The 25481-nt window shown below is 56.4% G+C and carries 20 protein-coding genes; 17 read left to right on the forward strand and 3 right to left on the reverse strand.

Features of this window, described 5'->3' with window-relative positions; genetic code table 11:
- Window positions 1-465: 465 nt before the first annotated feature.
- The 16 genes from ltrA (at window position 466) to HNO53_RS05660 (ending at window position 19828) form a co-directional block, all read left to right on the forward strand.
- A complete protein-coding gene (gene ltrA, locus HNO53_RS05585) occupies window positions 466-1743 on the forward strand; it encodes a group II intron reverse transcriptase/maturase (protein ID WP_209476844.1) in 1278 nt (425 codons plus the stop codon).
- A gap of 247 nt (window positions 1744-1990) precedes the next feature.
- Window positions 1991-2197 (forward strand): cell envelope integrity TolA family protein, encoded by a 207-nt coding sequence (locus HNO53_RS21660; RefSeq protein ID WP_209476845.1) that lies wholly within the window; start codon window positions 1991-1993, stop codon window positions 2195-2197.
- Between the two features lie 618 nt (window positions 2198-2815).
- On the forward strand, window positions 2816-3868 hold the full coding sequence (locus HNO53_RS05595; RefSeq protein WP_209476847.1) for a tyrosine-type recombinase/integrase: 1053 nt from the start codon (window positions 2816-2818) through the stop codon (window positions 3866-3868).
- Between the two features lie 1033 nt (window positions 3869-4901).
- The gene (locus HNO53_RS05600) at window positions 4902-5336 is read left to right on the forward strand and encodes a hypothetical protein (protein WP_209476849.1); all 435 of its coding nucleotides are present in this window, start codon (window positions 4902-4904) and stop codon (window positions 5334-5336) included.
- 73 nt (window positions 5337-5409) lie between these two features.
- Complete coding sequence (locus HNO53_RS05605; protein ID WP_209476851.1) at window positions 5410-5733, forward strand: hypothetical protein; 324 nt, start codon at window positions 5410-5412, stop codon at window positions 5731-5733.
- A gap of 2 nt (window positions 5734-5735) precedes the next feature.
- Complete coding sequence (locus tag HNO53_RS05610; protein ID WP_209476853.1) at window positions 5736-6383, forward strand: TrbJ/VirB5 family protein; 648 nt, start codon at window positions 5736-5738, stop codon at window positions 6381-6383.
- Between the two features lie 9 nt (window positions 6384-6392).
- Window positions 6393-6656 (forward strand): EexN family lipoprotein, encoded by a 264-nt coding sequence (locus tag HNO53_RS05615; protein WP_209476854.1) that lies wholly within the window; start codon window positions 6393-6395, stop codon window positions 6654-6656.
- A gap of 9 nt (window positions 6657-6665) precedes the next feature.
- The gene (locus HNO53_RS05620; protein ID WP_209476856.1) at window positions 6666-7673 is read left to right on the forward strand and encodes a TrbL/VirB6 family protein; all 1008 of its coding nucleotides are present in this window, start codon (window positions 6666-6668) and stop codon (window positions 7671-7673) included.
- A 288-nt stretch (window positions 7674-7961) separates the two neighbouring features.
- The gene (locus HNO53_RS05625; RefSeq protein ID WP_209476858.1) at window positions 7962-8183 is read left to right on the forward strand and encodes a hypothetical protein; all 222 of its coding nucleotides are present in this window, start codon (window positions 7962-7964) and stop codon (window positions 8181-8183) included.
- A gap of 310 nt (window positions 8184-8493) precedes the next feature.
- A complete protein-coding gene (gene mobC / locus HNO53_RS05630; protein ID WP_209476860.1) occupies window positions 8494-9012 on the forward strand; it encodes a plasmid mobilization relaxosome protein MobC in 519 nt (172 codons plus the stop codon).
- A complete protein-coding gene (locus HNO53_RS05635) occupies window positions 9005-9514 on the forward strand; it encodes a relaxase/mobilization nuclease domain-containing protein (RefSeq protein WP_209476862.1) in 510 nt (169 codons plus the stop codon). Before mobC ends, HNO53_RS05635 begins: the two co-directional genes overlap by 8 nt.
- On the forward strand, window positions 9507-10505 hold the full coding sequence (locus tag HNO53_RS05640; RefSeq protein ID WP_209476864.1) for a relaxase/mobilization nuclease domain-containing protein: 999 nt from the start codon (window positions 9507-9509) through the stop codon (window positions 10503-10505). Before HNO53_RS05635 ends, HNO53_RS05640 begins: the two co-directional genes overlap by 8 nt.
- A gap of 377 nt (window positions 10506-10882) precedes the next feature.
- Entirely contained in the window at window positions 10883-12355 is a 1473-nt protein-coding gene (locus HNO53_RS05645; protein ID WP_209478529.1) for an RNA-binding domain-containing protein, read from the forward strand.
- A gap of 25 nt (window positions 12356-12380) precedes the next feature.
- On the forward strand, window positions 12381-14501 hold the full coding sequence (locus HNO53_RS05650) for a site-specific DNA-methyltransferase (protein WP_209476866.1): 2121 nt from the start codon (window positions 12381-12383) through the stop codon (window positions 14499-14501).
- Between the two features lie 3 nt (window positions 14502-14504).
- Complete coding sequence (locus HNO53_RS05655) at window positions 14505-17102, forward strand: DEAD/DEAH box helicase (RefSeq protein WP_209476868.1); 2598 nt, start codon at window positions 14505-14507, stop codon at window positions 17100-17102.
- Window positions 17103-17221: 119 nt separating this feature from the next.
- Window positions 17222-19828: an AAA family ATPase gene (locus HNO53_RS05660; RefSeq protein WP_209476870.1), complete on the forward strand. Its 2607-nt coding sequence runs from the start codon at window positions 17222-17224 to the stop codon at window positions 19826-19828.
- A 557-nt stretch (window positions 19829-20385) separates the two neighbouring features.
- On the opposite strand, the gene HNO53_RS05665 is transcribed toward HNO53_RS05660, so the two are convergent.
- Window positions 20386-21381, reverse strand: a complete 996-nt coding sequence (locus tag HNO53_RS05665; protein ID WP_209476872.1) for a bile acid:sodium symporter family protein — start codon at window positions 21379-21381, stop codon at window positions 20386-20388.
- Window positions 21382-21458: 77 nt separating this feature from the next.
- Here HNO53_RS05665 and HNO53_RS05670 point away from each other — a divergent pair, with 77 nt between their 5' ends.
- A complete protein-coding gene (locus tag HNO53_RS05670; protein ID WP_209476874.1) occupies window positions 21459-22277 on the forward strand; it encodes an AraC family transcriptional regulator in 819 nt (272 codons plus the stop codon).
- A gap of 103 nt (window positions 22278-22380) precedes the next feature.
- On the opposite strand, the gene HNO53_RS05675 is transcribed toward HNO53_RS05670, so the two are convergent.
- A complete protein-coding gene (locus HNO53_RS05675; RefSeq protein ID WP_209476876.1) occupies window positions 22381-23835 on the reverse strand; it encodes an aldehyde dehydrogenase family protein in 1455 nt (484 codons plus the stop codon).
- Window positions 23832-25463, reverse strand: coding sequence for a 5-guanidino-2-oxopentanoate decarboxylase (locus HNO53_RS05680; protein WP_209476878.1), 1632 nt, complete (start codon window positions 25461-25463; stop codon window positions 23832-23834). The genes HNO53_RS05675 and HNO53_RS05680 overlap by 4 nt, the downstream gene beginning before the upstream one ends.
- Window positions 25464-25481: the final 18 nt, after the last annotated feature.

Consider the following 25481-nt stretch of genomic DNA (forward strand, 5'->3'; position numbering starts at 1 on the left):
GTAGATAGCGAGTGGATAGGCCGTGTGATTGAGCCCCGAAATAGTCATGGTCGCGATCGCCGACACTCTTCTGAAAGTGGAAGGCAATACGAACCCGCTGTGTGGCTTGGCGGGGAGGGTCGCCGGGGTCGGAGAGCAGGGCATGTCCACATAGGGGTTTCCCAGGAACCTGGGAGGCCCGCCTTTCTCCCCTGAAGGGTATGGCACAGGCGAGGGGCTGCCTGCTGCGAAAGCTCCCGGTCCGGTGCTGTCGCGCCTGACGGTACTGGAAGCGAATCACAGGCGCTTAAGGGGTACGGCCAGGTGAGCACAAGAAGCCGGTCGGACGGAAGGGCGGGAGTCGGAGTCGCTCATAGTACCTAAGAAGGCGGGGAACCGGCTCGACGGGACCCGCTGGAGGGAAGGGGCGGCCAATCATCAGAACCGCGAGAGGGAAACATGACAGGTGCACAGGAACCTGGTGTCATGTACACGAAACAATTGCGGATAGCTGCGCTGGCAGAGCGCTTCCCGCAGCGTGCCTTCACGTCACTGGCGCATAACATCGATGCCCAGTGGCTGAAGACGGCCTACCTGATGACGCGCCGAGACGGCGCTGTCGGGATCGATGGCCAGACGGCGGACGACTTCGTGCGCGACTTCGAGGCCAACATCCAGCGGTTGCTGGAGGAGGCCAAGAGCGGTCGCTACCGGGCACCGCCGGTGCGGCGCGTCCATATTCCCAAGGGAGATGGACGCACCACACGGCCGATCGGCATCCCCACCTTCGAAGACAAGGCCCTGCAACGCGCCGTGGTGGCCCTGCTGGAACCCCTCTACGAGCATGACTTTCGGGATGGCTCGTATGGCTTCCGACCGGGACGCTCGGCGCACCAGGCGATCAAGACGGTGTGGGACGGGCTGTCGTCGATGGGAGGTGGCTGGGTCATCGACCTGGACATCCAGGCCTTCTTCGACACGATTGACCATCAGCACCTGCGTGCGTTTTTGCAGCAACGAGTGAAGGACGGTGTCATCCTGCGCCTGATCGGCAAGTGGCTCAAGGCCGGTGTAATGGAGGCCGGGCAGTGGCAGAGAGGTAAGGTCGGAAGCCCGCAAGGGGGTGTGATTTCCCCGATGTTGGCGAACGTCTACCTCCACTACGTGCTGGACGAGTGGTTTGAGAAGGACGTCAAGCCGCGCCTGCGAGGACGGGCATTCTCGGTGAGGTTTGCCGATGACGCCGTGCTTGCCTTCAGCAATGAAGCCGATGCCCGCAAGGTGTTGGAGGTGCTGCCGAAGCGCTTCGCGCGCTTTGGGCTCACCCTGCACCCAGCCAAGACCCGGCTGGTGCGGTTCCGACCACACCGCGAGCAACGGGCCGAGACCTTCGACTTCTTGGGCTTTACCCACTACTGGGGAAAATCTCGGCGCGGTCGCTGGATCATCAAGCAGAAAACGGCCAAGGACCGATTCAAACGGGCACTGAGGCATATTTCGCTTTGGTGTCGGGCGAACAGGCACCTGCCACTTCAAGTCCAGCATCGCCATCTATGTCGGAAGGTACAAGGGCACTTTGCCTATTACGGTATCTGCAACAATGGCAGAGCGCTCCAGGTGTTCCGGTTCCGGGTAATCTGGTACTGGATAAAGTGGTTGAGTCGACGCTCCCAGAAAGGGGGGATTACGTGGGAGAAGGCAGGTCAACTGCTGGATCGTCTTCCCTTGCCGCGTGCAAGGGTAGTGCACCGATGGTCCTTTTAGCGAATCTGATGATTGAGGAGCCGGATGCGTTAATTGCGCACGTCCGGATCTGAGGGGGGGCGGGACGAGTAATCTCCCGGTCTACCCGACCAAAGCCTAGTAGACGTTAGCCAGAGCTCTGCCCGTCAGAAAAAGGTAGCCGATATCGTTCAGGGGCAGGATCGCGCCGACAGCTTCATCAACCTAGTGCGGCGCTCGGTCCAGCAGGCTCGGGTGATCCCACCAGGTACTGAGTCAGGAGCCGGGGTTGAGGTGGCCGTACGTCTGGGACCAACAGGCGAGCTTTACTCTTGCGTCAATCACGCAAAGCAGTGGTAATGCGGATGTCGACCGCTCAGTCCTTCTGGCTGTAGAAGCGGCAGCGCCATTTCCTAAGATCCGACAGCTCCCCGCCGGCATTCAGCAGGACTACCGGCAATTCAACCTGCGTTTCGCACCTGGAGACCCAGGGTAGGCGAGGGCTGTATCCCCGCGCAAAGCCATCGGTATGCTCTTTTCTACTGGGTTGCTGTTCAGCTGTGGCGATGCCCCCCTTTAGCCCGTAGAGCATGGCAAGCTGTGGGACGCAGCCATGGGCGGTCGTCTGGGCAGCAGCCCGGTGGGGGCTTCCAACTGAGCCACGGCCGTGGGCGTCAGGTGTTTGAGCAGATTGCGATGCCGTACCCACTTCCTCATGCTGGCAGCAACACCTTCATTCAACGAGAAAATTGAGCCGTACCAAGAGGCTTGGTGTGGCGCATTATCCATCCCATGGCTGGGTTGACCTGCACGCATTGCCAAGCTATAACGGGCAGTGGAAGCAATAGAAGCAATGTGGCTAAGGCGTTTTGCCTCTTTCAGAACCCTCCACGCTGCAGTGCCGGTCAGGCTCGACAGGGGGTAGACCCTCCAAGCTTTGCCTTTGTGTGACCTACAGGTAGCTTGGTAGGACTCATAATCCCTTGGTCGCTGGTTCGAGTCCAGCTGGGCCCACCATTCAAATCAGCTACTTAAGAATTTTCTTTGGTGAGTCCCATAGTCCAAGGGTACAGTTTCGGTACAGTGCCGATCCTTCAGCCCCCTGGAGTTTTTCATGGCCACCATCGTCAAGACCCCCTCTGGTAGCTGGAAAGCCGTCATCCGCAAGACCGGCTGGCCCACCACCGCCAAGACCTTCCGCACCAAACGCGATGCCCAGGATTGGGCGCGCCGCACCGAAGACGAAATGGTGCGCGGTGTCTATATCCAGCGCAGCGCCTCGGAGCGCATGACACTTGAAGCTGCCCTCAAGCGCTATCTCGCCGACGTTACCCCCACCAAGAAGCCCAGCACCCAGAAGAGCGAGCGCCACAAGGCCAACACGCTGATTGAGCACCTGGGCAAATACTCCCTTGCAGCTCTGACGCCAGACCTGGTTGCCAACTACCGCGATGACCGGTTGAACAGCCTCGGGCAGCGGGGAAAGCCCATCAGCCCTAACACGGTGCGCCTGGAGCTCGCCTTGCTCGGCCACCTCTACACTGTGGCCATCCAGGAGTGGGGGCTGGGCCTGACCTACAACCCCGTTCAGAACATCCGCAAGCCCAGCCCGGGGGAAGGGCGCGACCGGCGCCTGAGCCCCGACGAGGAGAAGCGGCTTTTCGCCGTGCTGCGACAGCACAGCAACCCCATGCTGGCCTGGGTCGCCAGAATCGCCCTGGAGACGGGCATGCGCTCGTCAGAGATCCTGACCCTCACTCGCTCCCAGGTCGACGTGAAACGCCGCGTGGTACGCCTCACCGACACCAAAAACAACGAAGCCCGCCTGGTGCCGCTGACCCAGGCGGCCACCGAGGTATTCAAGCAGGCGCTGCACAACCCGGTGCGACCGTTCGACTGCGACCTGGTGTTCTTCGGTGAACCTGGCAGGGACGGCAAGCGCAGCCCCTATGCCTACACCAAGCTCTGGAACCAGGCGAAGAAGAAGGCCGGACTCGATGACTTCCGCTTTCACGACCTACGCCATGAGGCGGTCAGCCGGTTGGTAGAAGCGGGGCTATCCGACCAGGAGGTCGCCGCGATCAGTGGTCACAAGTCAATGCAGATGCTGAGGAGGTATACGCACCTGCGGGCGGAAGATCTGGTCGCGAAGCTAGACCGAATTTAAAGCAACTTGCCAAACCTCACACGTGCATGGGTGGCAATAGTAATACGTGTGCTATTACTACCATTGTGCCGCCCATCAAACTCCCTTCCCTCCTGATTAGACCTCACCCATTCTCAGTCCGAAAATAAGGGGGGTTGTATCATATTCTGTACTGTATTCCGTATCGTATTTTGTATCGTACAGAATATTAAATATGAAATAATTGGCTGGGTACCATCAAGGATAAGCTGGTGGCGAGCCCAGCCAAGAAATGGGCGGGTGGAAGGCAGGTATGTAGCCTGTGCAATAATAAGAATAATAAGCATATTATTATTCTTATTCGCCTATGGTTTGAGGCTGGGGGTGGCGGCGCTAAAATATTTGTGTAGGTTTATTATTTTTTGTTAACTATTTGATTGGAATTGCTTTTAAGTAATTAAAACAAGAATGGGTTGATCAAAGTGATATATCTTGAAAATCAAGTTGTGTCATGTTGATTGATGATTGTAACTTGCTTGGTTGAGCTTTTTCTTGGATTGGTTAGCATCAATTTCGTCAATGTTCGATTGATGGGTGCTAACCATGACTGTAGATGACTATCTTGTCGGGCGATTCGGCCTTCTAATGAGCATAACTGACCTGGCGGACCTGCTTGGTCGCTCACCAGATGGCGTGCGGGTTTCTCTTTATTCAGATACTGAGGTCTCTCGAAAGCTGAAGCCGACGATGGTGAAGGTGGGGCGCCGTGTCTATTTCCGGACGCTCCAAGTAAAAGACGCCCTGGATTTGGAGCCTTCTGAATATGGCGCGTGTTAGTCCGTCGGTAGTGCAGAAAATCCTGGGTAGGGTAGTCGCCTATCATGCCGCGTTCACGCTCCTTCCCGGCGTTTCAGTTCCTGGTGCAGTCTTCCTTAGCCAAGCATTTTACTGGACACGTAACACCAAGGCGGAGGAAAGAGGTGGGTGGTTTTACAAAAATCAGCGTGGCAGAGATAGTTGGGAATCAGAGACTGGACTTTCTCCAAAGCAGCAGGCTAACGCTAGGAAATCGCTAGTGGAAATTGGCGTATTGGAAGAGGAAAGGAGAGATGTTCCTGCAAAAATGTGGTATCGGGTGAACTGCGAGCGCTTGCTTGAGCTTCTGGCGGAGCAACTCGACGAAGAGCCTTCTGGAAGTGGTTGTAATTCCCAGTTTTTCCCTTTGGTAGATTCTACTGTCCCTTCTGGCCAATCTGGTGATCAGGATGGTCAAACCTTGATTCTACCAAAGGGCAAATCTATTACAGAGAATACAACACAGAGTACATCAAGAAATAATGGCGGGGTGGCCAAAGCTGAGAACTATCCTGGGCGCGAATCAAAATTAACGCGGGCCGAGATGGCTGAGTTGCTGGGCCAGCAAAGAGCAGACCTCATAGCCAGAAATTACGGCAGCGATAAGGTTGGAGCTCCTGCGGTAGAAGAAATGCGCAGAACCCTCCGCACATAAGATTCGAGCGGCGCGGAACGGGGGTGATGGCCCCGACCGCGCCTAACCACGACTGCCTGCATAGGAGGCATCCATGGCTAACAAACAGGGTATCACACCCACCTTCACCGACAGTGGCCTGTCACGGCTGTACCGATCACACGCGGTCGAAGAGCACGCCATCCAGAGTGAGATTCGAACCCTGGTGATCATAGCCGGTTACGCTTGCGATTTTCTCACCGAAGGGTTGGAAGCCCTTCCCGAAGACTTCTTCACCTGCATCGAGGAGATGAAAGAGGTGATGGAATCCATCGACCTGAAAAGCCTGGATTTTGAAAAACGGTCGCTCACTCTCCAGAGGACGAAACGGCGTCTGGAGGCCAAGGCGACCCGCCAGAATCGTCAAAAGGAGGTCTGATCATGAGCAACAAAATTTCGTGCGCACGAAAAATCGCTGGTTTCACCCTCGCGGCCACCATCGGTTTATCGCAGCCTGCCATGGCTGGCGGGATTCCCGTCATCGACACGTCGAACCTGGCCCAGCAGATCCTGCAAGTAGAGCACATGCTGAGCCAGCTCGAACAACTGCAAGACCAGCTCGAAACGGCCAATAGGCAACTGGACAGCATGAGTGGTTCCCGTGGCTTGGCTGGCGTCATCGACTCGGCCTATGACACTGCCGTGAACGTCGATCCTAACCAGGTGCTAAGCGCTGCCGGTGTTAGGAGCGCGAACGAACACGGCCTGTCCGGTGACGTGGCGGACCTGTACGACAGCGGCAACCAGAACACGGCGACCTGGCTTGGCCAGTCCCAAAAGTCCCTAGAGCAGGCTCAGGAGCGTTTCAGCGAGCTGACCGGCTTGGTGGCCGAGGTCAACAACAGCCCGGATCAGAAAGACGTTCTCGACCTCCAGGCCCGCATCGGCACCGAGGAAGTCTTGCTGCAAAACGAGATGGCCAAGCTGACCATGCTCCGGTCGCAAGCCGAGGCCAACAGGGCAATGCACAACCAGCGCGTGCAGCAGATGGCCATCGAGTCATCCGGCGAGCCCCGCGACATCTGGTAAGGAGGCCCCATGAGTATCAGGAAATTTTCGTGCGCACGAAATCTTGTGATCGTCGCTCTGGCCAGCGTCGTGCTGACAGGTTGCCTTGACGACACCCCGGAAACCGGGCCGGTGCAGACTGTGGACTGGTATCAGGCTCACGACGACGAACGCCAGGCGATCCTGGGTATGTGCGCCAACAACCCCGGCGAGTTGAAAGACGACTCGAATTGCATCAATGCCAGGGAAGCCGAGCGACTGCTGTCCAGTGGCGAACCTCGCGATATCTGGTAAGGAGGCCTTATGGATCTCTTTCAAGGGGCCTTCGAGCTCGTCGAAAATGCCCTTGACACCTATATATCCAGCACTGTTGGGGATGTGGTCGCCTACATCACACCGATCTTTACCAGCATGATGATCCTTTGGATTGCCGTCTGGGGTTACATGATGATGTTTGGAAAGGTCAGTGAGCCCTTGCAGGAAGGTGTTTTTCGCATCATCCGTATCGGCTTCATCATGACCCTGGGCCTGACAGTCGGCACTTATATGGATGTTGTCGTTGATGTGTTGGCCCACGGCCCGGAGGAAATCGCGGCTGTTATAACCGGCACACCTGCCGACAGCATGGCCAGCATCATGGACGAACTCTTTTCTCGGGTATTCGAGATAGCGGACCGGGCCTGGGACAAGGCTGGCGTGATGAACGGTAATTTTGGATTGTACCTGATTGCCCTAGCCATCCTTGCCGCGGGTGGCGCCGTGGCCTTTATCGTGGCGTTCCTTATCTTGCTGAGCAAGATTATGACTACGCTGCTGCTGGGCATCGGCCCACTGTTCATCATTGGCCTTCTATTCAACACCACGCAGCGGTGGTTCGAGAGCTGGCTGGGTCAAGTGATGAATTTCGGGATGATCCTGGTCCTTGCCGCCGCTGGCGGACGACTGGCTCTCGAATTCTGTGAATTGTTCCTGGACAGGATGACGGCAGGCGGCGGAGACCTGACCACCATGTGGGATGCTGCTGTCTTTGTAGTGTTCTTCGGACTGTGTTTCTTGTTCCTCAAGCAGGTGCCTGCCATGGCGTCGGCCCTGGGCGGCGGTATCGCGCTTGCAACGCAAGGTGCCCTCGGCTCGGCCATGAACGCAATGCGGCCTTCTACGATCCGGCGTCAATATCGCGGTGTCCAGCGTGACGCTCGCCTAGCTGGTGCGGCAGCGGCGGCTCCAGCAAAAGGCGTTTACAAGGCCGGCAGGGCTGCCCGGCGGGCCTATCAGAAGCGCTTCAGCGCCAACACGATTACGGGAGGTTGAAACGATGGGAACTGAGTGGATTGGTACCTTGTGCGTCCGCTGGGCGCGAGTGAAGCGAGGCGGTGAGCTGGGACTCTCGGGCCTGTTACTGGTGGTGGGTATCCTGCTGTCCGTGGCGTTGCTCCCCGAACTGCCTGGTTTGGTCAGCGGCACCCTTGCTGGCGATGGCGAGACTGCTCGTACCCTGTTTGTCTGTGTGGCAGGTATTGCCGTGTGCATGCTGCAGTGGCGATGGCGCGCAGCGATATATCCCGGGCTCCGGCGTGCTACATCACAGGAGGAGACGCCATGAGCTACCGCCGTTTGACACCCAAAGAGATCGAGGACCTGCGGGCTGAGATGCGTGACGCCGGCCATTGGATGAAAGCTGAAATGGCTAGGCGTCGGCGCGAGCGTGCTGAAACCGAAGCTTCACCACCGGGAGCCGGATCAACCGAAAGTGTTCAAAGTCCCTCCCCTATGTCTAATGGCGAAGCCTCTGGCTCAGCCCTAGGCGACGAGCAGGTTTGAGACAGGTCCGTCCGTATTACTAATGGCGAAGCCCTTGGGATCGAGGATGGCAACGCAGCCAATAGCACATGCAGCTTTTCGTGCGCACGAAATTTCTGAATGTTCCAAAGGTGTTCAAGGGTCCGTGCGTATTACTAATGGCGAAGCCTAACGCGTATACCTGTGGTTGCTAGCCTCGCCCGAGGAGTCGCCATTTTTCTTACGTACGAAAAGAAAGTATGGGTTTAGGGCTAGGGCAGGATTCGGCAAGTGCTGGCGTATGCCGGCAAACTTGCCTAGCCCACCTCTCAGCGGTGGAGAAAACTGGACTATGCCGAGAGTTGAAGCACGCCTGACAGAAATCGAGAAGAACGCCTGGACGCAGTTCTGCAAGGCTAACGGTCTGCGTGAGTCGGACATGCTACGGCGGATGATTCAGCGCGTTGCCGGAAGAGCAGTATCGTCGGACGACCAGGAGATCGAAACTAGATCCCGAAAACTTACCATCCGCCTATCGCCCACCCAGGAACGCTGGCTAGCACAACGCGCCCGAGAGGAGGGCTATCCCAACCGAACCAGTTGGGTCATGGCGCTGGTCCTGGCTGAGTTGTATCAAGAGCCCGTGCTGACGGACGCCGAGGTGGCCGCCTTGCGGGAGTCAAACCGGGAATTGCGTGCCATAGGTAAAAACCTGAACCAGGTCACTAGGGTTTTAAATATCGAATTCAGAGAGAGTGACAAGCTTAAGCGGGAGGCCATCGAGGCGCTGGCCGATCGAATTGATCAGCACAAGGACCAAGTGGCCAATCTTCTGTCCAGGAACATGAATCGGTGGAGGAGTGATGGATAAGCCGGAAGTCGTCGTGCGGATCGTCAGTAATGCCTACGATGCGGTTCAAGTAGAGAGTGATTTACTTCGCATCAGTAAGAATGGAGCCGTAGAGATTGAGGACGAAAGCGGTCAGTTCTCCTTCACTGAAGATATGGTCCGTGACTTGGCTAAAGACTGGTCGAGGTTTCAAGGTCGGCAGCGCAAGAACACCCGTTATACCACTAATATCGTTCTGTCGATGCCGGCCGGAACCGAGCCGCAGGCGCTAAAAAAGGCTTCCCAAGCGTTCGCCAAGCGGCAGTTTGGTCAGAACTATCAGTATGTCATGGCCTTGCACACGGACACCGACAACCCACATGTCCAACTCACGGTACGGAACCTTGGCCATGATGGGTGCCGGCTGCATGTGAAGAAGGGCGACCCGCAGGATTGGCGGGAGGCCTTCGCTGTCGAGTTGGAACGCGTCGGGATTGAAGCGAAAGCGACGCTGAGAGCTACTCGAGGGAGGAAGGATGGGTAGCCTGGTTGACGACACAATTACTGACCTGCTGGAAGGCCCGGTCAAGAACAAGGGTAGACAATCCGGCAACCGTGCGCGTGTCCGGCGAATTGTGAACTATGCGCCCGAGGTCATGGTGAAGATCACCGGTAATGCCAAGGGAGCCGATCATGTCCAATCCCACTTGGACTACATCAGCCGCAATGGCAACCTGGAGCTTGAGGACGAACATGGCGATGTGATCAAAGGGAAAGACGAGGTTCGCGCCCTGGCCAAGGATTGGGCGCAGGACCAGGGCAAACGCCGGAAGAACACCCGCGACACGACCAACATCATCATGTCCATGCCGGCCGGCACTGAGCCGCGTGACGTGAAGAATGCCGTCCGAGCATTCGCCAAACGACAGTTTGGCCAGAATCATCAGTATGTCATGGCGCTACACACCGACACGGACAGCCCCCACGTCCACCTGACGGTGAAGAGCCTGGGCTATGACGGCCGTCGGTTGAACGTGAAGAAGGGCGACCCGCAGAAGTGGCGAGAGACCTTCGCCACTGAGCTGGAGCGCCGAGGGGTAGAGGCCGAGGCCACACCGCGTGCCACCCGTGGCGTGATCAAGAAGGGCGTTAGCCAAGTGGTGCACCACATTCGCGAGAAAGGCCAGACGCCACAGGTGGACCAGGCGAAGGTCCGGGAGGTCCTTGAAGACTTCCGCGACCAGCGGACCGGAAAAGCCCCGAAGCCGCGGCCCTGGGAGGATCACATCAAGGAGCGCCAGACCTACGTCCGCAAGGCTTGGCTGACGGCGGCCAAGGACTTGGCGCAGAGCCGCGATCCCTACGACCAGGAGCTGGCCAAGCGCATCGTGGATTTTGTGGGCTCCATGCCGCCGATGAAGGCTGAGCGTCATGAGCTCCAGGAGAAGGTCGCGGGGCGGCTGCAGCGTGCTCAAACGCCTCTGGTAACAGGGAAGGGCAGGGCCGGGGCACAGGATCATCAAGACGAACGGTAAAATGATGAGGCGACAACACAACGCGAGCTCTCCCCACCGCGCCGCAAACTCCGGGGACCGGAACTGCTGCCGCATGGGCCAGGGCTTCCAAGCACCCTGGGCCTCCTATACAACGAGACCGCTGAGAGGGGCCTACTGGGCTGGCTGCCCAGATTGACGCGTCTTAGCTGCTGGGCGCCCGCTTATGCTGGTGGGAGCGCATCGGCTTCCTCTTGCGCTGGAGAATCGGGCTGCGGTAGGGCGCCTATGCCGTGTATGATTCCCTTGGTTACTCATAATTAGCATTTAATACGTGGGGGAAGCATCGTGGACACTGGACGTCATGTACAGGGGCTGGCCGTTGTCGGCCTTCTGGCTGTCTACGAGAGCGTGTGACGATGGACGTAAGCGCTCTGCAAGCTGTCCTAGCGCGTGGCGAAGATAGTCGCCATCAGTTCAAGGCAGACTTCACCAACGTCAACTCGCTGGCGTCGGAGCTAGCTGCCTTGGCCAACGGCGCCGGCGGGAGGCTCTTCATTGGTGTCACCGATGATGGTCACATTGCTGGCTTGAGCCGGCAGGATGTGGGCCGGCTCAACCAACTGATCTCCAATGCGGCCAGCCAGCATGTGCGCCCCCCGCTCAACCCCACGAGCCACAATGTCCAGACTGAGACCGGGCTGGTGGTCGTGGTGGAGGTGACCGAAGGCATCAACAAGCCCTACGTGGATTTGCAGGGCCGCATCTGGGTCAAGAACGGCGCCGACAAGCGTCATGTGACCGCACGTGAGGAAATGCAGCGCCTGTTCCAGCAATCCGGGTTGCTCCAGGCCGACCAAGTGCCGGTGCGTGACGCCAGTGCGGACGACATCGACGAGCGCGCCTTTGCCCGTTATTTTGAGCGCCGCTACGGCCAGAGCATGGAGCAGGCCGGCCTACCGCCCATGCAACTATTGGAAAACATCGACCTGGCCCGCGACGGCGTCCCCAACCTAGCCGGCATGTTGTTGTTCGGCAAACAGCCACAGCGTCGCCTGCAGGTATGCGAGATCACTGCTGTGGCCTTCCCTGGTACTGTGTTGCATGACAAGCAGTACTTGGACAGCGAGAACATCGATGGCTCGCTGGAGGAGCAGTACCGGCGTGCTATGGCCTTCATCAAGCGCAACCTGCACCACGTGCAGAGGGACCAGGGGTTTAACACCCTAGGGCAACTGGAGATTCCTGAGGATGCTTTCGAGGAGTTGCTGGTCAATGCCCTGATACACCGCAATTTCCTGGTGAGTGCCACCATACGTTTGTTTGTCTTCGCCGACCGGGTGGAGATCATCAGTCCTGGCCACCTACCAGACACCCTCACTCCGGAACAGATTCGAGCTGGTCGTTCCAACCGCCGCAACAAGGTGCTGGCTGGCCATGCCGCCCATATCCTCCCTTACCGGGGCATGGGCACCGGCATCCCTCGCGCTTTGCATGCCTGGCCGAAGATCGATTTGATCGACGAGCGTGACGGCAACCAGTTCCGGGCTGTGGTATGGCGGCCGCAGATAGTACAGCGGTCTGAAGACACGCAAGATCCAGCGATGGGACAAGTACCGGACAAGTACCGGGCAAGTACTGGACAAGTCACCGAGCAAGAGGCTGTGGTGCTACAAACGGCGGTAAGCCCGGTATCGCGCGCAGTTCTGCAAGAGGCAGCGGGACTTAGCCACCGAGAGCACTTTGCTAATACGGTTCTCAAGCCATTGCTAGAGCGTGGCCTGCTGGAAATGACTATCCCTGACAAGCCGCGTAGCAGTAAGCAGCGCTACAGGTTGACAGATAAAGGACGCCAGGTGCTGGCAGAGGCCAAAGGTAATATTGGCATCTAAGGTTTTGATAAAAAGAGGATTCATAGTGTCGCGACTGACGGATTTGATCGCGCGGGCGAAAGCGAAAGACTCTGCTCTTGGGGAAGAACTCGATAGAGAGTTCAAGGTGCTGGCATCGCGACGAGCTTTTGGCTTGAATTTTGAACGTCATCGGCCAGAAAGCGTGGAGCTGCCTGGAAGGCCGATCCGCAAGGGCGATAAGGTTCGAATCCTGCCGCCGCGCGGGACTACAGATAAGGAAGAGCAGCGGCTCTGGAAGGTCCTACGCATTAGCAAGGACAATGGTGTCCGCCGAGCTCATATCGCCCTGATCGATACTGAAGAACCCGAAATTACAGAAGTAGCTGCAGAAGATCTGGTTGTAGTGGCCGAATTTCGTGACTACATATATCCAGGGCTTGTGAGCACGGGAAAAGTGGAGCGGGGAGATAACAAGCCTTATCATACAGTGATAAATGGTGAGAACTTTCATGCATTGGAAGCGCTTACCTATACGCATCGCGGAAAGATAGATGCGATCTATATCGATCCGCCATATAACTCTGGTGCCCAGGATTGGAAGTACAACAATAACTATGTCGAAAAGGAAGATCTATACCGTCATTCAAAGTGGTTAGCAATGATGGAGCGACGACTTAATGTCGCAAAAGAGTTGCTCAGAAAAGATAGATCTGTGTTGATTGTAACAATCGACGAAAAAGAATATCTTCGCTTAGGGTTACTTTTGGAGCAAGTGTTTCCTGAAGCTAATATTCAAATGGTTTCTTCTGTCATCAATCCGAAGGGAACAGGGCGACTAAATGAGTTCTCCAGGACGGACGAATATATTTTTTTTGCATTCTTTGGTGACGCTGGGGTTCCAAATAATAGTGGTGATGGAAAGGCAGTGGAGGTGCGATGGCGCTATCTTCGTCGTACGGATGTCGAGTCTGCTAGGGGAACAAAAAAAGGAGGACCCTCACAATTCTACCCAATATACGTTGACGATGAGACTGGTAAAATAGCAGAAATTGGAAAGCCGCTGCCGCACGGTGTGGAGCGGAGTGCCTCTCCTAATATTTTAGGCTGCACAAAAGTTTTTCCTATCAGAGAAAACGATGGTATGGAAATGAACTGGGGTCTAACCGGCCCCAGTCTGAAAAAAGCTCTTGAGAATGGATTTGTTCGGGTTTCAAAGAATCCAGGATCAGAGTTGCAGCCATATGTTTTTTCCTACTTAACTGCGCCAAATGTAAAAAAAATCGAACAAGGTGTTCTGCAAAAAAACGGCCAGAGGGAGGATGGGTCATGGATTGTCATAGATCCTCAAGGGAAATCCTCTCGCCCCACTACTGTATGGCAGCATAAGAGCCATGAGGCAGGTGCCAATGGAACCAGTCTACTCAGGGCTCTGCTGCCTGGAAGAAAATTTCCCTTCCCTAAGAGTCTTTACGCTGTAGAGGACTGCCTTAGATACTTCATCAAAGATATTCCTGATGCTGTTGTCCTCGACTTCTTTAGCGGATCAGGCACTACAGCACACGCGGTGATGCGGCTTAACCGCCAAGATGGTGGTCGACGCCAGTGTATTTCAGTTACAAATAATGAAGTTGCTGCAGATGAGCAACGAGCATTGCGAGAATCCGGCCTTCGACCTGGCGATTCGGAGTGGGAAAAATGGGGTATTTGCGACTATATCACGAAGCCTCGCATCAAAGCTGCAATTACCGGACACACGGCCGATGGAGAGCCGCTCAAGGGCGATTACAAGTTTACCGATGAATTCCCGATGGTTGAAGGCTTCGAGGAAAACGCTGAATTCTTCACGCTGACCTACGAAACCCCTGTTGCTGTCAGCCACAACCTAGCCTTCCAGCGCATTGCACCCATTCTCTGGATGAGAGCTGGATCTGAAGGGCGGCGGATAGACAAACTGCCTAAACAGGGGTGGGAGGTCGCAGACACTTATGGCTTGCTCGTCGACCTTGATCGGGCGACTGAGTTTTGCAAGGCCGTTGAGACAGGGGCCGGGATTCGCATTGCCTACATCGTTACCGATGATGATCGCCGCTTCCAATCTGTCGTACGTCACCTTCCCGATGTGGTGGAGCCTGTACGCCTTTACGAATCCTATGTTTCTAATTTCCGCTTTTCGATGGGTCGATAATCAATGAAGTTTACGCTCAAAGACTATCAAGATGAAGCCGTCGCGGACGTGCTTACCAATTTTAAGAAAGCCGCAAAGCGCTGGCATGAAGACCAGGATAAACACGCGTTCTCGCTGACGGCTACTACAGGTGCAGGTAAAACAGTCATGGCTGCGGCAGTTTTTGAAGCGCTTATCCACGGCGATGACACCTTCGACTTTGAGCCTGACCCAGGGGCAGTTGTCATCTGGTTCAGCGATGATCCATCACTAAACGAGCAGTCACGCTTTCGGTTGCTAGAAGCATCGGACCGGCTCTCCATTTCCGACCTTGTCGTCGTACAGAATACGTTCAACCGTGACAAGCTAGAGGCGGGAAAAATCTATTTTCTGAATACGCAGAAGCTCAGTAAATCAAGTTTGCTAGTGCGCGGACATGACCCTGACGAAGATGGAATTGAGAAAAGTGGTCAGTTGGCCATGATGCCGGATCTACGCTCGTTCACGATTTGGGATACCATCCAGAATACAATTGAGGATTCTAAACTTACCCTCTATCTCGTCCTCGATGAAGCTCACCGTGGGATGAGGGCTTCGGGTAGTTCTAATAACTCGGGAGAAAGACCAACTATCGTCAGGCGGCTCATCAATGGGTCAGGAGCTGTGCCAGGAATCCCTATTGTCTGGGGTATTTCAGCGACCGTTGAACGTTTTAATGATGCGATAGCAGGCATGCAGGATCGGGCGACGTTGCCTAACGTAGTGGTGGACTCTAGCAAGGTTCAGGCATCGGGGTTGTTGAAAGATACTATCATTCTCGATGTGCCAAGTGAAATGGGACAGTTTGACACTGTTCTTGTTCGCAGAGGTACGGATAAGCTGAAGGAAATAACCGGTGCTTGGAGAGCATATGCGGAGCAGCAGGATGATGCTGATATTGTGCTGCCTATGATGGTACTTCAAGTGCCAAACTCTCCTGATCATAATGAGATTGGCCGAGTGCTTGATGCTATCTATGAACGCTGGCCAGAGCTGCAGGAAGATGCAGTTGCCCATGTGTTCGGAGAGCACTCTTCACAGCAATTTGGTGGCTATTCTGTACCTTATATTTCACCCGAGAGAGTACAGGAGTCAACTTGGGTGCGCGTATTGATAGCGAAAGATGCTATTAGTACAGGTTGGGACTGCCCCCGTGCAGAAGTGATGGTCTCGTTCCGTCCCGCGAAAGATAGGACACATATTACGCAGCTGCTTGGACGAATGGTACGCACGCCACTCGCACGGCGTATTCCTGGTAATGAGAGACTTAATGCTGTGGACTGCCTACTCCCATTCTTTGACGAAAAGTCGGTTAAGGATGTGGCCCAAGCACTCATGTCTGGTGGCGATGGAGGTGAGGAGCTTCCCGGCCGTAGGGTTCTTGTCAACCCCGAGGAGATGAAACCAAACACCAATATTCCTGAGAAGGTATGGGATAAGTTGCTTTCTTTGCCTTCTCAGTCCCTGCCAAAGCGGCAGGCACGTCCTGTGAAGAGATTGACATCACTGGCCCATGAGCTTTCGGCTGACGGACTTCTACCCGAAGCAGGAAAAATGGCGCACGCAGAAATGCATAAGGTACTGAATGGCGCGAGAGAGCGGTATAAGGAAGAGATTACTAATGCTCGAAAGGCAGTTCTCACAGTTGAAGGGAGAAGTCTTAGAGCTGACTTCGGGTCGCGCGAGATGTCGTTCGATGATTTCCTAGAAGCTGCGGACTACGCAGTGATTGAGGACGCATACCGTAAGGCAGGTCGAGTTATTAGCCCCGATCTTGCAACGACATACAGTGACTTTCTTGCAAGGACAGAGGGAGACCCAGATGAGCTCGAAGAGTCACTGGTTGAAGCACATGCCACAGTCGCTGCACTGGGACTTGTCCCCGAAGTGCGAGACTATCTTGAAACTGAGGCTGAGAAGCTCGCTATACAGTGGTTGACTAAATATCGCATAGAGATCAAGGGGCTATCTGATGATCGCCAAGAGGTGTATCGGCAAATTCGTGAGTGGAGTGCTGATCCTTTGGATGTAGATCTTGCTCGACCGACATCTTGGATGCAGCCAACCACGATCCGTGAAGCTGATGGAAGCGAGAAGCTCTTGCCCTGTTACGAAAAGCATCTTCTCTGCTCGGATGATGGCCTTTTCCCCGAGCACTTTACATCCTCTTGGGAGGTCGATGTGCTTCAGACAGAGTTGCAGAGAGACGGAGTAGTGGCCTGGTTTCGAAATCCGTCTCGCGCGAGCCATGATTCGCTTGGCGTTACCTATGAAGATGGAGTTGAGACTAGGGTTTTGCGCCCGGATTTTATCTTTTTCTCACAATATGAGGATGGGACGGTCGTAGCCGACATCGTGGATCCACATGGAACTCAGTTCAGTGATGCTATCCCAAAACTGAAGGGGCTGGCACGATACGCTGAAGTCTACGGAAGTGTGTTCCGGCGGGTCGATGCGGTAGCAAAGATTGGCGATACATTCAGAGTACTAGATCTAAAAGAACCAATGGTTCGCTCGGCAGTGGAATCTGCCACTTCTATCAAAGAACTGTACGAAAGTGGAGCAGCTAACGATTATAGCTAACGAATGAGCTGCGCACTGCCTAACGACTTGTCTTTTGTGCAAGTGACATGGCCAATAATTGTGTCAGATAAGGTCGTGTAGGATGCGGCAGTAGGAAGGCGAATTAGAGGGGGTGATCAGTGTCAATTCTTCAAGAAATTCATACATGGTCTCAGACTTTGCCGCTGTGGCAGCAGGACGCAATCGCTAGACTATATGCGAATCGGACATTGAAGCCGAGCGACTACGACGATCTCTATGCATTGGCGAAGGCTGAAGCGGGGATTCCTGATCCTGAGAAAAGGATGCCCAAAGTCTTGGCTGCGGCTCAGGTTGCAACACCACCCATTCCAACACGTCTAGTTCAGCTTTTGTCCATTAAGCAGATTTCAAACATCAACGCATTAGCCGAGGACGGAGCACTTCCAATAGCTCCGTTGGGCTTGACCGTGATCTATGGAGAGAATGGTGCTGGAAAGTCGGGCTATTCGCGGGTGCTCAAAAGAGCCTGTCGCGCACGAGACCAGAGTGAACCGATTCTCCCCAATGCGAGGCTTGATCCCAAACATACAGGACGAGCTTCTGCTGTATTCGAGACATTAATTGATGGTCAGCCAACAGATCTTCCATGGCAAGATGGGAAGACTGCTCCTGAGCCTCTTTCCGAGATTTCTATTTTTGATACGCACTGTGCTCGGGCGTACATCGATAATCAAGGTGATTTCGCATACGTACCCTATGGTCTGGACATCTTGGCTGGGCTGGTCACTGTTTGTAACGAGCTCAAAGAGAGAGCAGCTAGAGAAAAGTCAGATAACACACCCAATGGTGCAGCCTATGCGCCGTTATCACAGATGCCCACTGAAGTGGGCCAGGCGCTACTTGATATTCCTAGGAAAACCAAGGCATCTGATATAGAAGAACTTTCAAAATTGACTGAAGCTGACCTTGAGAGGCTAGATACCCTCAATAGAGCACTAGCTGAATCGGATCCCAAAAAGAAAGCTCAATACATGCGTCAGAAGGCGATTCGTATTGACAATCTGATTGGTAGGATACGGTCTGCGCTGGGCATTGTTAGTGAATATAAGATTCATGAACTCCAGACGTTGGTGAATGCATCAAATGCAGCAAAACAAGCTGCCGAAATTGCAGCCAAAGATTTCAAAGAAACTCCCGGCCATCTTCCAGGTACAGGTGGGGAAGAATGGAAGTTGCTGTTCGAGGCAGCTAGGTCGTTTTCAGCTATTTCACATGGAAACAACAACTTCCCTGATTTACCACCAGAAGCACTTTGCCCTCTATGTCAAAATGAATTAGGTCATTCTGGAGTCGCCCATTTACAGAGGTTTGACGATTTCATACAACAGGCTGCTGAGAAGGCGGCTCGAGGCGCTCGTGAGAAGGCCGCTTCAGCCTTTCTAGTGATCAAACAAGCTAGTTTGAATTTAGGCATTGATGAATCCTTGGGGCAAGAACTAACGGAAATTGATGAAGCATTATCGAGGGCATGCATTTGTTTGCAACCATCCCTAGAAAAACGACAGCAAGATACTTTAAAGGCATCCGCAGGGCAGATTGAATGGAATGATGTAGAAGCCATACCAACCGATCCGACAGATGATCTATTAAAAGTGGTCCATACGCTCAATGAGTCAGCGAAGGCTCTTGAGGAAAGCATGGATGAAAAGGCTAAGGCGGCCATGGTGGCTGAACAGTCGGAGCTTGAGTCGCGTCGTAGACTAAGAGAAATTAAGCCAGCGGTTCTTGATGCGATTTCGAGGTATGAGCTGTGTGCGAAGCTGCAGAAATGCATTGATGGTATGGCAACAGCAGGAATTTCTCGTAAGTCTACGGCTTTATCAAAGACCATGGCCACCCAGGAGCTTGCAGAGGTATTGAATGTCGAATTGAAAAAGCTGAAGGTACATGATCTTCAAGTTTCAATGAGGCCAGAGTCTCCAGGAGGAAGGACTAAGTTTAAATTAATGCTCCAGCTGCCAGGTGGTGGGACACCTTCAGCCATTCTTAGTGAGGGAGAGCAGAGAGCGATCGCAATCGCTTCATTCCTTGCAGAAGTCAAGTTAAGCAAAGGGCAAGGAGGTGTCGTATTTGACGACCCGGTCTCATCTCTCGACCATCGCCGCCGTTGGGAGGTGGCAGAACGGCTAGCCAATGAAGCCTTGCAACGACAAGTTATTGTACTTACACATGATATCTATTTTCTGTGTATCATGGAGCAAAAAGCTAGGGATGTCGGTGCTCATCTAATTAAGCAATATATTCGTCGTACATCTGCCGGCTATGGAGTCCATTCAAATGTCCTGCCATTCGATACTCTTACTACAAAAGATAGAATTGGTCGGCTAAGGCAAATGCTTGTCGATGTTGAGAAATCTCATAAGTCTGGAGATGAAGACGATCATCGCCGACTCACACATGGGGCATACCGATTGCTACGAATGGCTTGGGAAAGGTCTATTGAAGAAGTTCTTTTCAATGGCTCTATACAGAGGTTCGGTGAAGGTGTCTCAACGCAGAGGCTTAAGTCTGTTGTGGTTGAAGATGGCGATTACAAGAAAATCGAAGGGGGAATGACAAAGTGCTCTAAGTTTGAGCATGATCCCGCTTCTACAATCCACTTGCCGGTTCCCGACCCTGACGAACTCCGTGAAGATATCGAAAAATTAGAGGCTTGGCGTAAAGAGGTTGAAAAAAGAAAAAATATTGTTGCTGCTAATCGATGATTATAAAGATGTGGAAATAGACCTTTGCCAGTTATGTGAGGCTTCTCTGAACAGGATGCTTAGAGTCAAGAAATGGATGAAATAGGGGGCTCAGAACGATCAATATGGGCGCTTCGGGCTCGCACGGCAGGGCATACTTATCCGTGAAGTGGACCACAGGTTACTCCTGTGGATCTGATCATACTCGACGCAGTTCCGGGTAACTGACTAATACGAGGGCCTGTCGTGACCTTAAAAATCTCACTCATGCCTGTGAAATAGCCGAGTTGGCTCTATGTCCCGTGGGTGGGTAACTGATCAAGATCAGTACACCACCGGTACACACACCAGCTTCGTGTGCTATCCTTAACCTTCGCTAAGTTACTGATTCCAAAGAACTGTACCTTTCGCTCGATTACGGTCACATTTCCTTGTGTGTCAGTAACTTATTGTTTTAAAAGCGAACTCATAATCCCTTGGTCGCAGGTTCGAGTCCTGCTGGGCCCATCACCCTTTTCAAATATTCCTACACCCGATCTCCTGTCCCTGTGTTGATGGTTTGATTCCGTCCACCCAGCCTAGCTGACAGGAATACCGCTAGCCTGACGTTGATGCGCATACCGAGAGGCAAGAACGGCACACACCATCAGTTGGATTTGGTGAAAGATCATGAGTGGTAGCAGGGCGGGGCCCAAGGCGCTTCCTGAAAACAGGATCTGTGCCAGGGGGACTCCCGTGGCCATGCTCTTCTTGGAGGCGCAGAACACGATGGTGATCTCGTCTTCGCGGGGGAAGCCCAGTGATCGAGCTAGCCAGGTGGTGATACTGAGCACCAGCGCCAGGAGCAGGCAGCAAACCACGCTCAAGGTTGCCAGCGCTGACAGTGACACCATGCGCCACAGCCCGTCCACGACTGAAGCACTGAAAGCGGTATAAACAATCAGCAAGATCGAACTCTGGTCGACTCTTCCCAACCAGGTGCGATGCCGGTCGACCCACGCGCCGAGCCATGGGCGAGATAGATGGCCTGCCACGAAGGGTAATAGCAGTTGTGCGCTGATCTTGAGTGCCGCTTCCGCTGCTGAAAAGCGCTCCCCTACACCCTGGGTATCGAGTATCCACACCATCAGCAGTGGAGTTAGCAGAATGCCGATCAAACTGGAGGCGGAGGCGCTGCAGATGGCTGCCGGCACGTTTCCGCGGGCCAGGGAGGTGAAGGCAATTGCCGACTGCACCGTGCCGGGCAGCACGCACAGGTAGATAAGACCGCGTGTCAGGGCTTCGCCCAGCAGCGGTTCCAGCACCGGTATTGTTGCCCAGCCGATGAGGGGGAAGGCGACAAAGGTGAAGAGAAAAACCAGTAGGTGTAATCGCCAGTGCACGACACCGGCGATAATGGCGTGGCGTGAAAGCTTGGCGCCATGCATGAAGAACAGCAAGGCAATGGCCAGGGCGGTCAGTGTCTCGAAGAACCCAACCCCCGCTCCGTGTGCCGGCATCAGCGTGGCGGTTACTACCACGAGCAAGAGTATCAGCGTGAAGTCATCAAACACGAGTCTCAGACGTTGCAGCATCACCGAAACAACTCCATGAAAATATTTTCCAAATTAGTATAAGGTGATGCATAATGTGAGTATTTCGGAAAAAAGACGTGAAGCATCGCCAAACGGACACGCCGGCTGCTGTGGTAGCGCCAGAAGAACCCAGCCGCCTTGCGGAACTGGTCGAATTGCCCCGCCCCCTTTATGGCAGCACGCACTCCTTGCCGAACCGGGCCATTGTGGAGCCCCACGACCATCCTTGGGCGCAGCTGTCCCACGCGCTGCGTGGCACGCTGCGCGTCGAAACCGAGACAGGTCATTTCCTGGCGCCACCCGGGCGGGCAGTGTGGGTGCCGGCGGGCATGCGGCATGCCGTTACCTGTTCGCCCGGTACCCTCATGCGCAGCCTCTATATCGAGCCTGCTGCCATGCTTAGGCCACGCCCCGAGTGCGAGGTGATCGTGGTCAGTCCATTGCTGCGGGAGTTGATCCAGGCATTCAGTGAGCTACCTGTACGCTACGATGACGCGGGAGCCGATGGGCGACTGGTCGGGGTCTTGTTGGATCGGCTTGCTGTCGCCGAACAAGCCGGCTTGATGTTGCCTTGGCCCGAAGATCCCCGGCTTGGGAATATCTGTCGCCAGTTGCAGGAGAAACCAGCGGATCGCTCGTCAATCGAGGACCACGCTCGCCGGCTCGGGGTATCGGGACGCACATTGAGCCGCTGGTTCCTGCATCAAACCGGCTTTACGTTTCGCCAGTGGCGTCAGCGGTGCCGTGTGCTTGCCTCCATACCGGCACTGGAGCGGGGCGAGAGAGTCACCGATGCCGCTCTGGGTAGTGGGTATGAGAGCATGTCGGCCTTTATTGCTGCCTTCCAAGAACAATTGGGCGCCACGCCCAAGGACTTCTTTTCCTCCGATACCTAAGATAAGGCGGACTTGCCGATATCTGAGCATGCACTGGTGAGGCCCGTCAGCGGTTGGTTCGAGGCGCACTGGACGAAGGCCTCGGCCCTTCGACCGAATGCGTTCAAGCATCGTCCGCGGGTCCTACCAGATGCTTCACCTCCAAATAGGCGGCCAGGCCCCATGGGCCCAGTTCCCGGCCGATGCCACTGCGCTTGAAGCCACCCCAGCCGGTCTGGGGCAGCACCAGCTGTTCGCTGTTGTACCAGATGCTGCCGGCCTTGAGCTGTCGGCCGATGCGTCGGGCCCGCTCTGGATCCCCGCTGATCACGGTGGCGGCCAGGCCGAAGTCGGTGTCGTTGGCGAGGGTGATGGCCTCTGCTTCGTCGGCCACGCTGCGGGCGCAGAGTACCGGGCCGAATATCTCCTCTCTCCATAGTCGGCTGGTCGTGGGCACGTCACGGTAGAGCGTGGGTGCCAGGAAGTAGCCGCGTTCGGGCAGGGTGCGGTGGCGTGCGTCGCGCACCGCCAGCAGCCCTTCACGTTCGGCGGTGGCGAGGTAGGCCTGCACCGCGTCGCGCTGCCGTGCGCTGGTCAGCGGGCCCATGTTGGTACCCTCGGCCAGCGGGTCGCCCAGTTCGAGAGCGTCGATGCGCTTTGCCAAGGCAGCGTAGAGCGGCTCCGCCACGTCCTGGTGAACCAGCAGCCGCGACGTCGCCGAGCAGATCTGCCCCGCGTTGTAGTAGATGCCCGCCATCACCCAGTCCGCGGCCTGTTCGGGGTCGGCATCTTTCAGCACCAGCACGGGCGATTTCCCGCCGAGTTCCAGCGATACCCTGGCGGTACGATCGGCCGCGGCATGCATCACCGCTTCGCCTACCCGGTTGCTGCCGGTAAAGGAGATCTTGTCGATATCGGGATGGGCGCACAGCGGTATGCCGATACCCTGGCCGTCGCCGAAGAGTAGGTTGAGAACGCCCGCCGGCAGTTCTATCTCGAGGGCGATCTCGGCGATGGCCCGTTCGGGCAGCGGCGTCACTTCCGAGGGCTTGAGCACCACGGTGCAGCCCGCGGCGAGTGCCGGGGCGACTTTCCAGGCGCTGGTCACCAGCGGGAAGTTCCACGGCGTGATGAGCCCGACGACGCCGACGGGGTCGTGATAGCAGCGCGCCTCGACGCCTTCCATGTCGAGTCGCACTGGCTCGCCCTGGCGGGCGTCCAGAGCGCGTGCCTGCCGGGCGTAGTAGCGATAGCAGGCGATGGCGTCGTCGAGGTCGATGTACGCTTCCGCCAGCACCTTGCCGTTATTGCTCGACGACACTCGTGCCAGCTCATCCCGCCGGCGCGTCAGCGCCTCGGCGAACGCCTCGAGATACCGGCCGCGCTCGGTACCACTGAGCGACTGCCAGGCGGGGAGGGCGCGCTTGGCCGCGTCCACGGCGGCATCCACGTCGCGGGGGTGGCCGGTTGTCACCTCGGCTATCAGCTCTTCCGTATAGGGGTTGGTCACGGCCAGACGGCGTTCGCTTGCCGAGGCGACCCATCGGTTGTCGATGAACTGGTGTTCCAGGTGGGTCATACGGGCTCCTTGGCCGCGGTTGCGTTGTCCCCGCACCAGGCCATCCAGGCATTGGCATCGACCTCGATGAGTAAAGGCCCGTCGGAGGGGCGGCTCTCGAGTGCCCTGGCCAGTTCGGGGGGCGAGTCGACCCGGGTGGCGAGGCAGCCGAACCCGCCGGCGAGCTTGATGAAGTCGGGTGCCTGGATGTCGACGCCCAGGCGCTCGACGCCGTGAGCGTCCATGTAGCGCCGAATCTCCTCGTAGCCGTGGTTGTGCCACAGCAGGATCACCACCGGCAGGCGGTATTCGACGGCGGTGGCCAGTTCGGAAAGGGTGAACATGACCCCGCCGTCTCCGACCAGGGCGATCACCGGCAGCTGCGGCTGGCCGAGCTGAGCGCCCAGCGCCGCCGGCAGGCCGTACCCCAGCGTGCCGTAGCCGGTGGAGGCGTTGAAGAAGTGGCGGGGGGCCGGCAGCGCCAGCAGATGGTTGGCGGCATAGACCGGCGCCGTGGAGTCGCCTACCCAGATGGCCTCCGGCAGTACCTCGCGCAGCGTCTCGCACAGCGGCACGAAGGGCGCGAGGGTAGGGTCCTGGGCCAGGTTCAGTGCCTCGCGCGTCATGCTGGCGCGGGCGGTGCCCTGCTTGTCCAGCGGGGTCGGGAAATGCGCGAGCAGTCCCGTGATGGCCTGCGCCGCATCACCGACCAGGCCCAGCGACAGCGCTTGGTTGCGCACCAGCTGCTGGGCGTCCAGGTCGATGCGTATCAGCCGGCCGGTGAGGGCGAAGCCGTCGTCGAAGACCACGTCGTAGTCGGTCTCGCCCAGCTCGGTACCAATGGCCAGGATCACGTCGGCCTCGCGGGCCAGCTTGCGTACGGCCGGCAGCCCTGTGTTGGCGCCCAGGTCGAGCGGGTGCGCATCGCCCAGCAGGCCCTTGGCGTTGATGGTGGTCGCCGTCGGTGCGTCGAGGCGGGTGACCAGCTCTCTCGCCGCCTCGGGGGCCTTGACGCAGCCGCCACCGAGCAGCACCAGCGGGCGTTGGGCGTCGTGCAGCCACTGCGCCGCCTGGGCCAGTCCGTCGGGGTCGGGTGCCGCTGGGTAGATTGTCGGTGCGCTCCACTCCCGCGGCGGGCTGACGGGGGCGTCGAAGAGGTCGATGGGAATCTCGATATGCACCGGCCCCGGGCGTTGGCCCTGGAAAACGGCGAAGGCCCGAGCCAGCACTTCGGGCAGACCGTCGGGATCGAGCAGGGTGTGGCTGAAGCGTGCCACGCCGGCCACCAGGTTGCGCTGGCTCTCCAGCTCGTGCAGTCGGCCCTGGCCGCGGCCCAGGGTGTCCCGGCGGTTGACGCTGGAGATCACCAGCATGGGCACCGAGTCGGCCAGGGCCTGACCCATGGCCGTGGCGATGTTGGTCATGCCGGGCCCGGTGATGATCAGGCAGACGCCGGGCCGGCCCGTCGCCCGGGCGTAACCGTCGGCCATGAAGCCGGCGCCTTGCTCGTGGCGCGGCGTGACGTGGCGCACGCCGCTCGCCTCGAGTCCGCGATAGAGCTCCACGGTATGCACTCCGGGGATGCCGAACAGCGTATCGACGCCGTAGCGGTCGCGCAGCAGGCGAATGAGTAGTTCAGCACAGGTCATGTCATGACTCCGTAAAGC

The sequence above is a fragment of the Billgrantia antri genome, from assembly GCF_017868935.1.
Classification (GTDB): domain Bacteria; phylum Pseudomonadota; class Gammaproteobacteria; order Pseudomonadales; family Halomonadaceae; genus Halomonas; species Halomonas antri.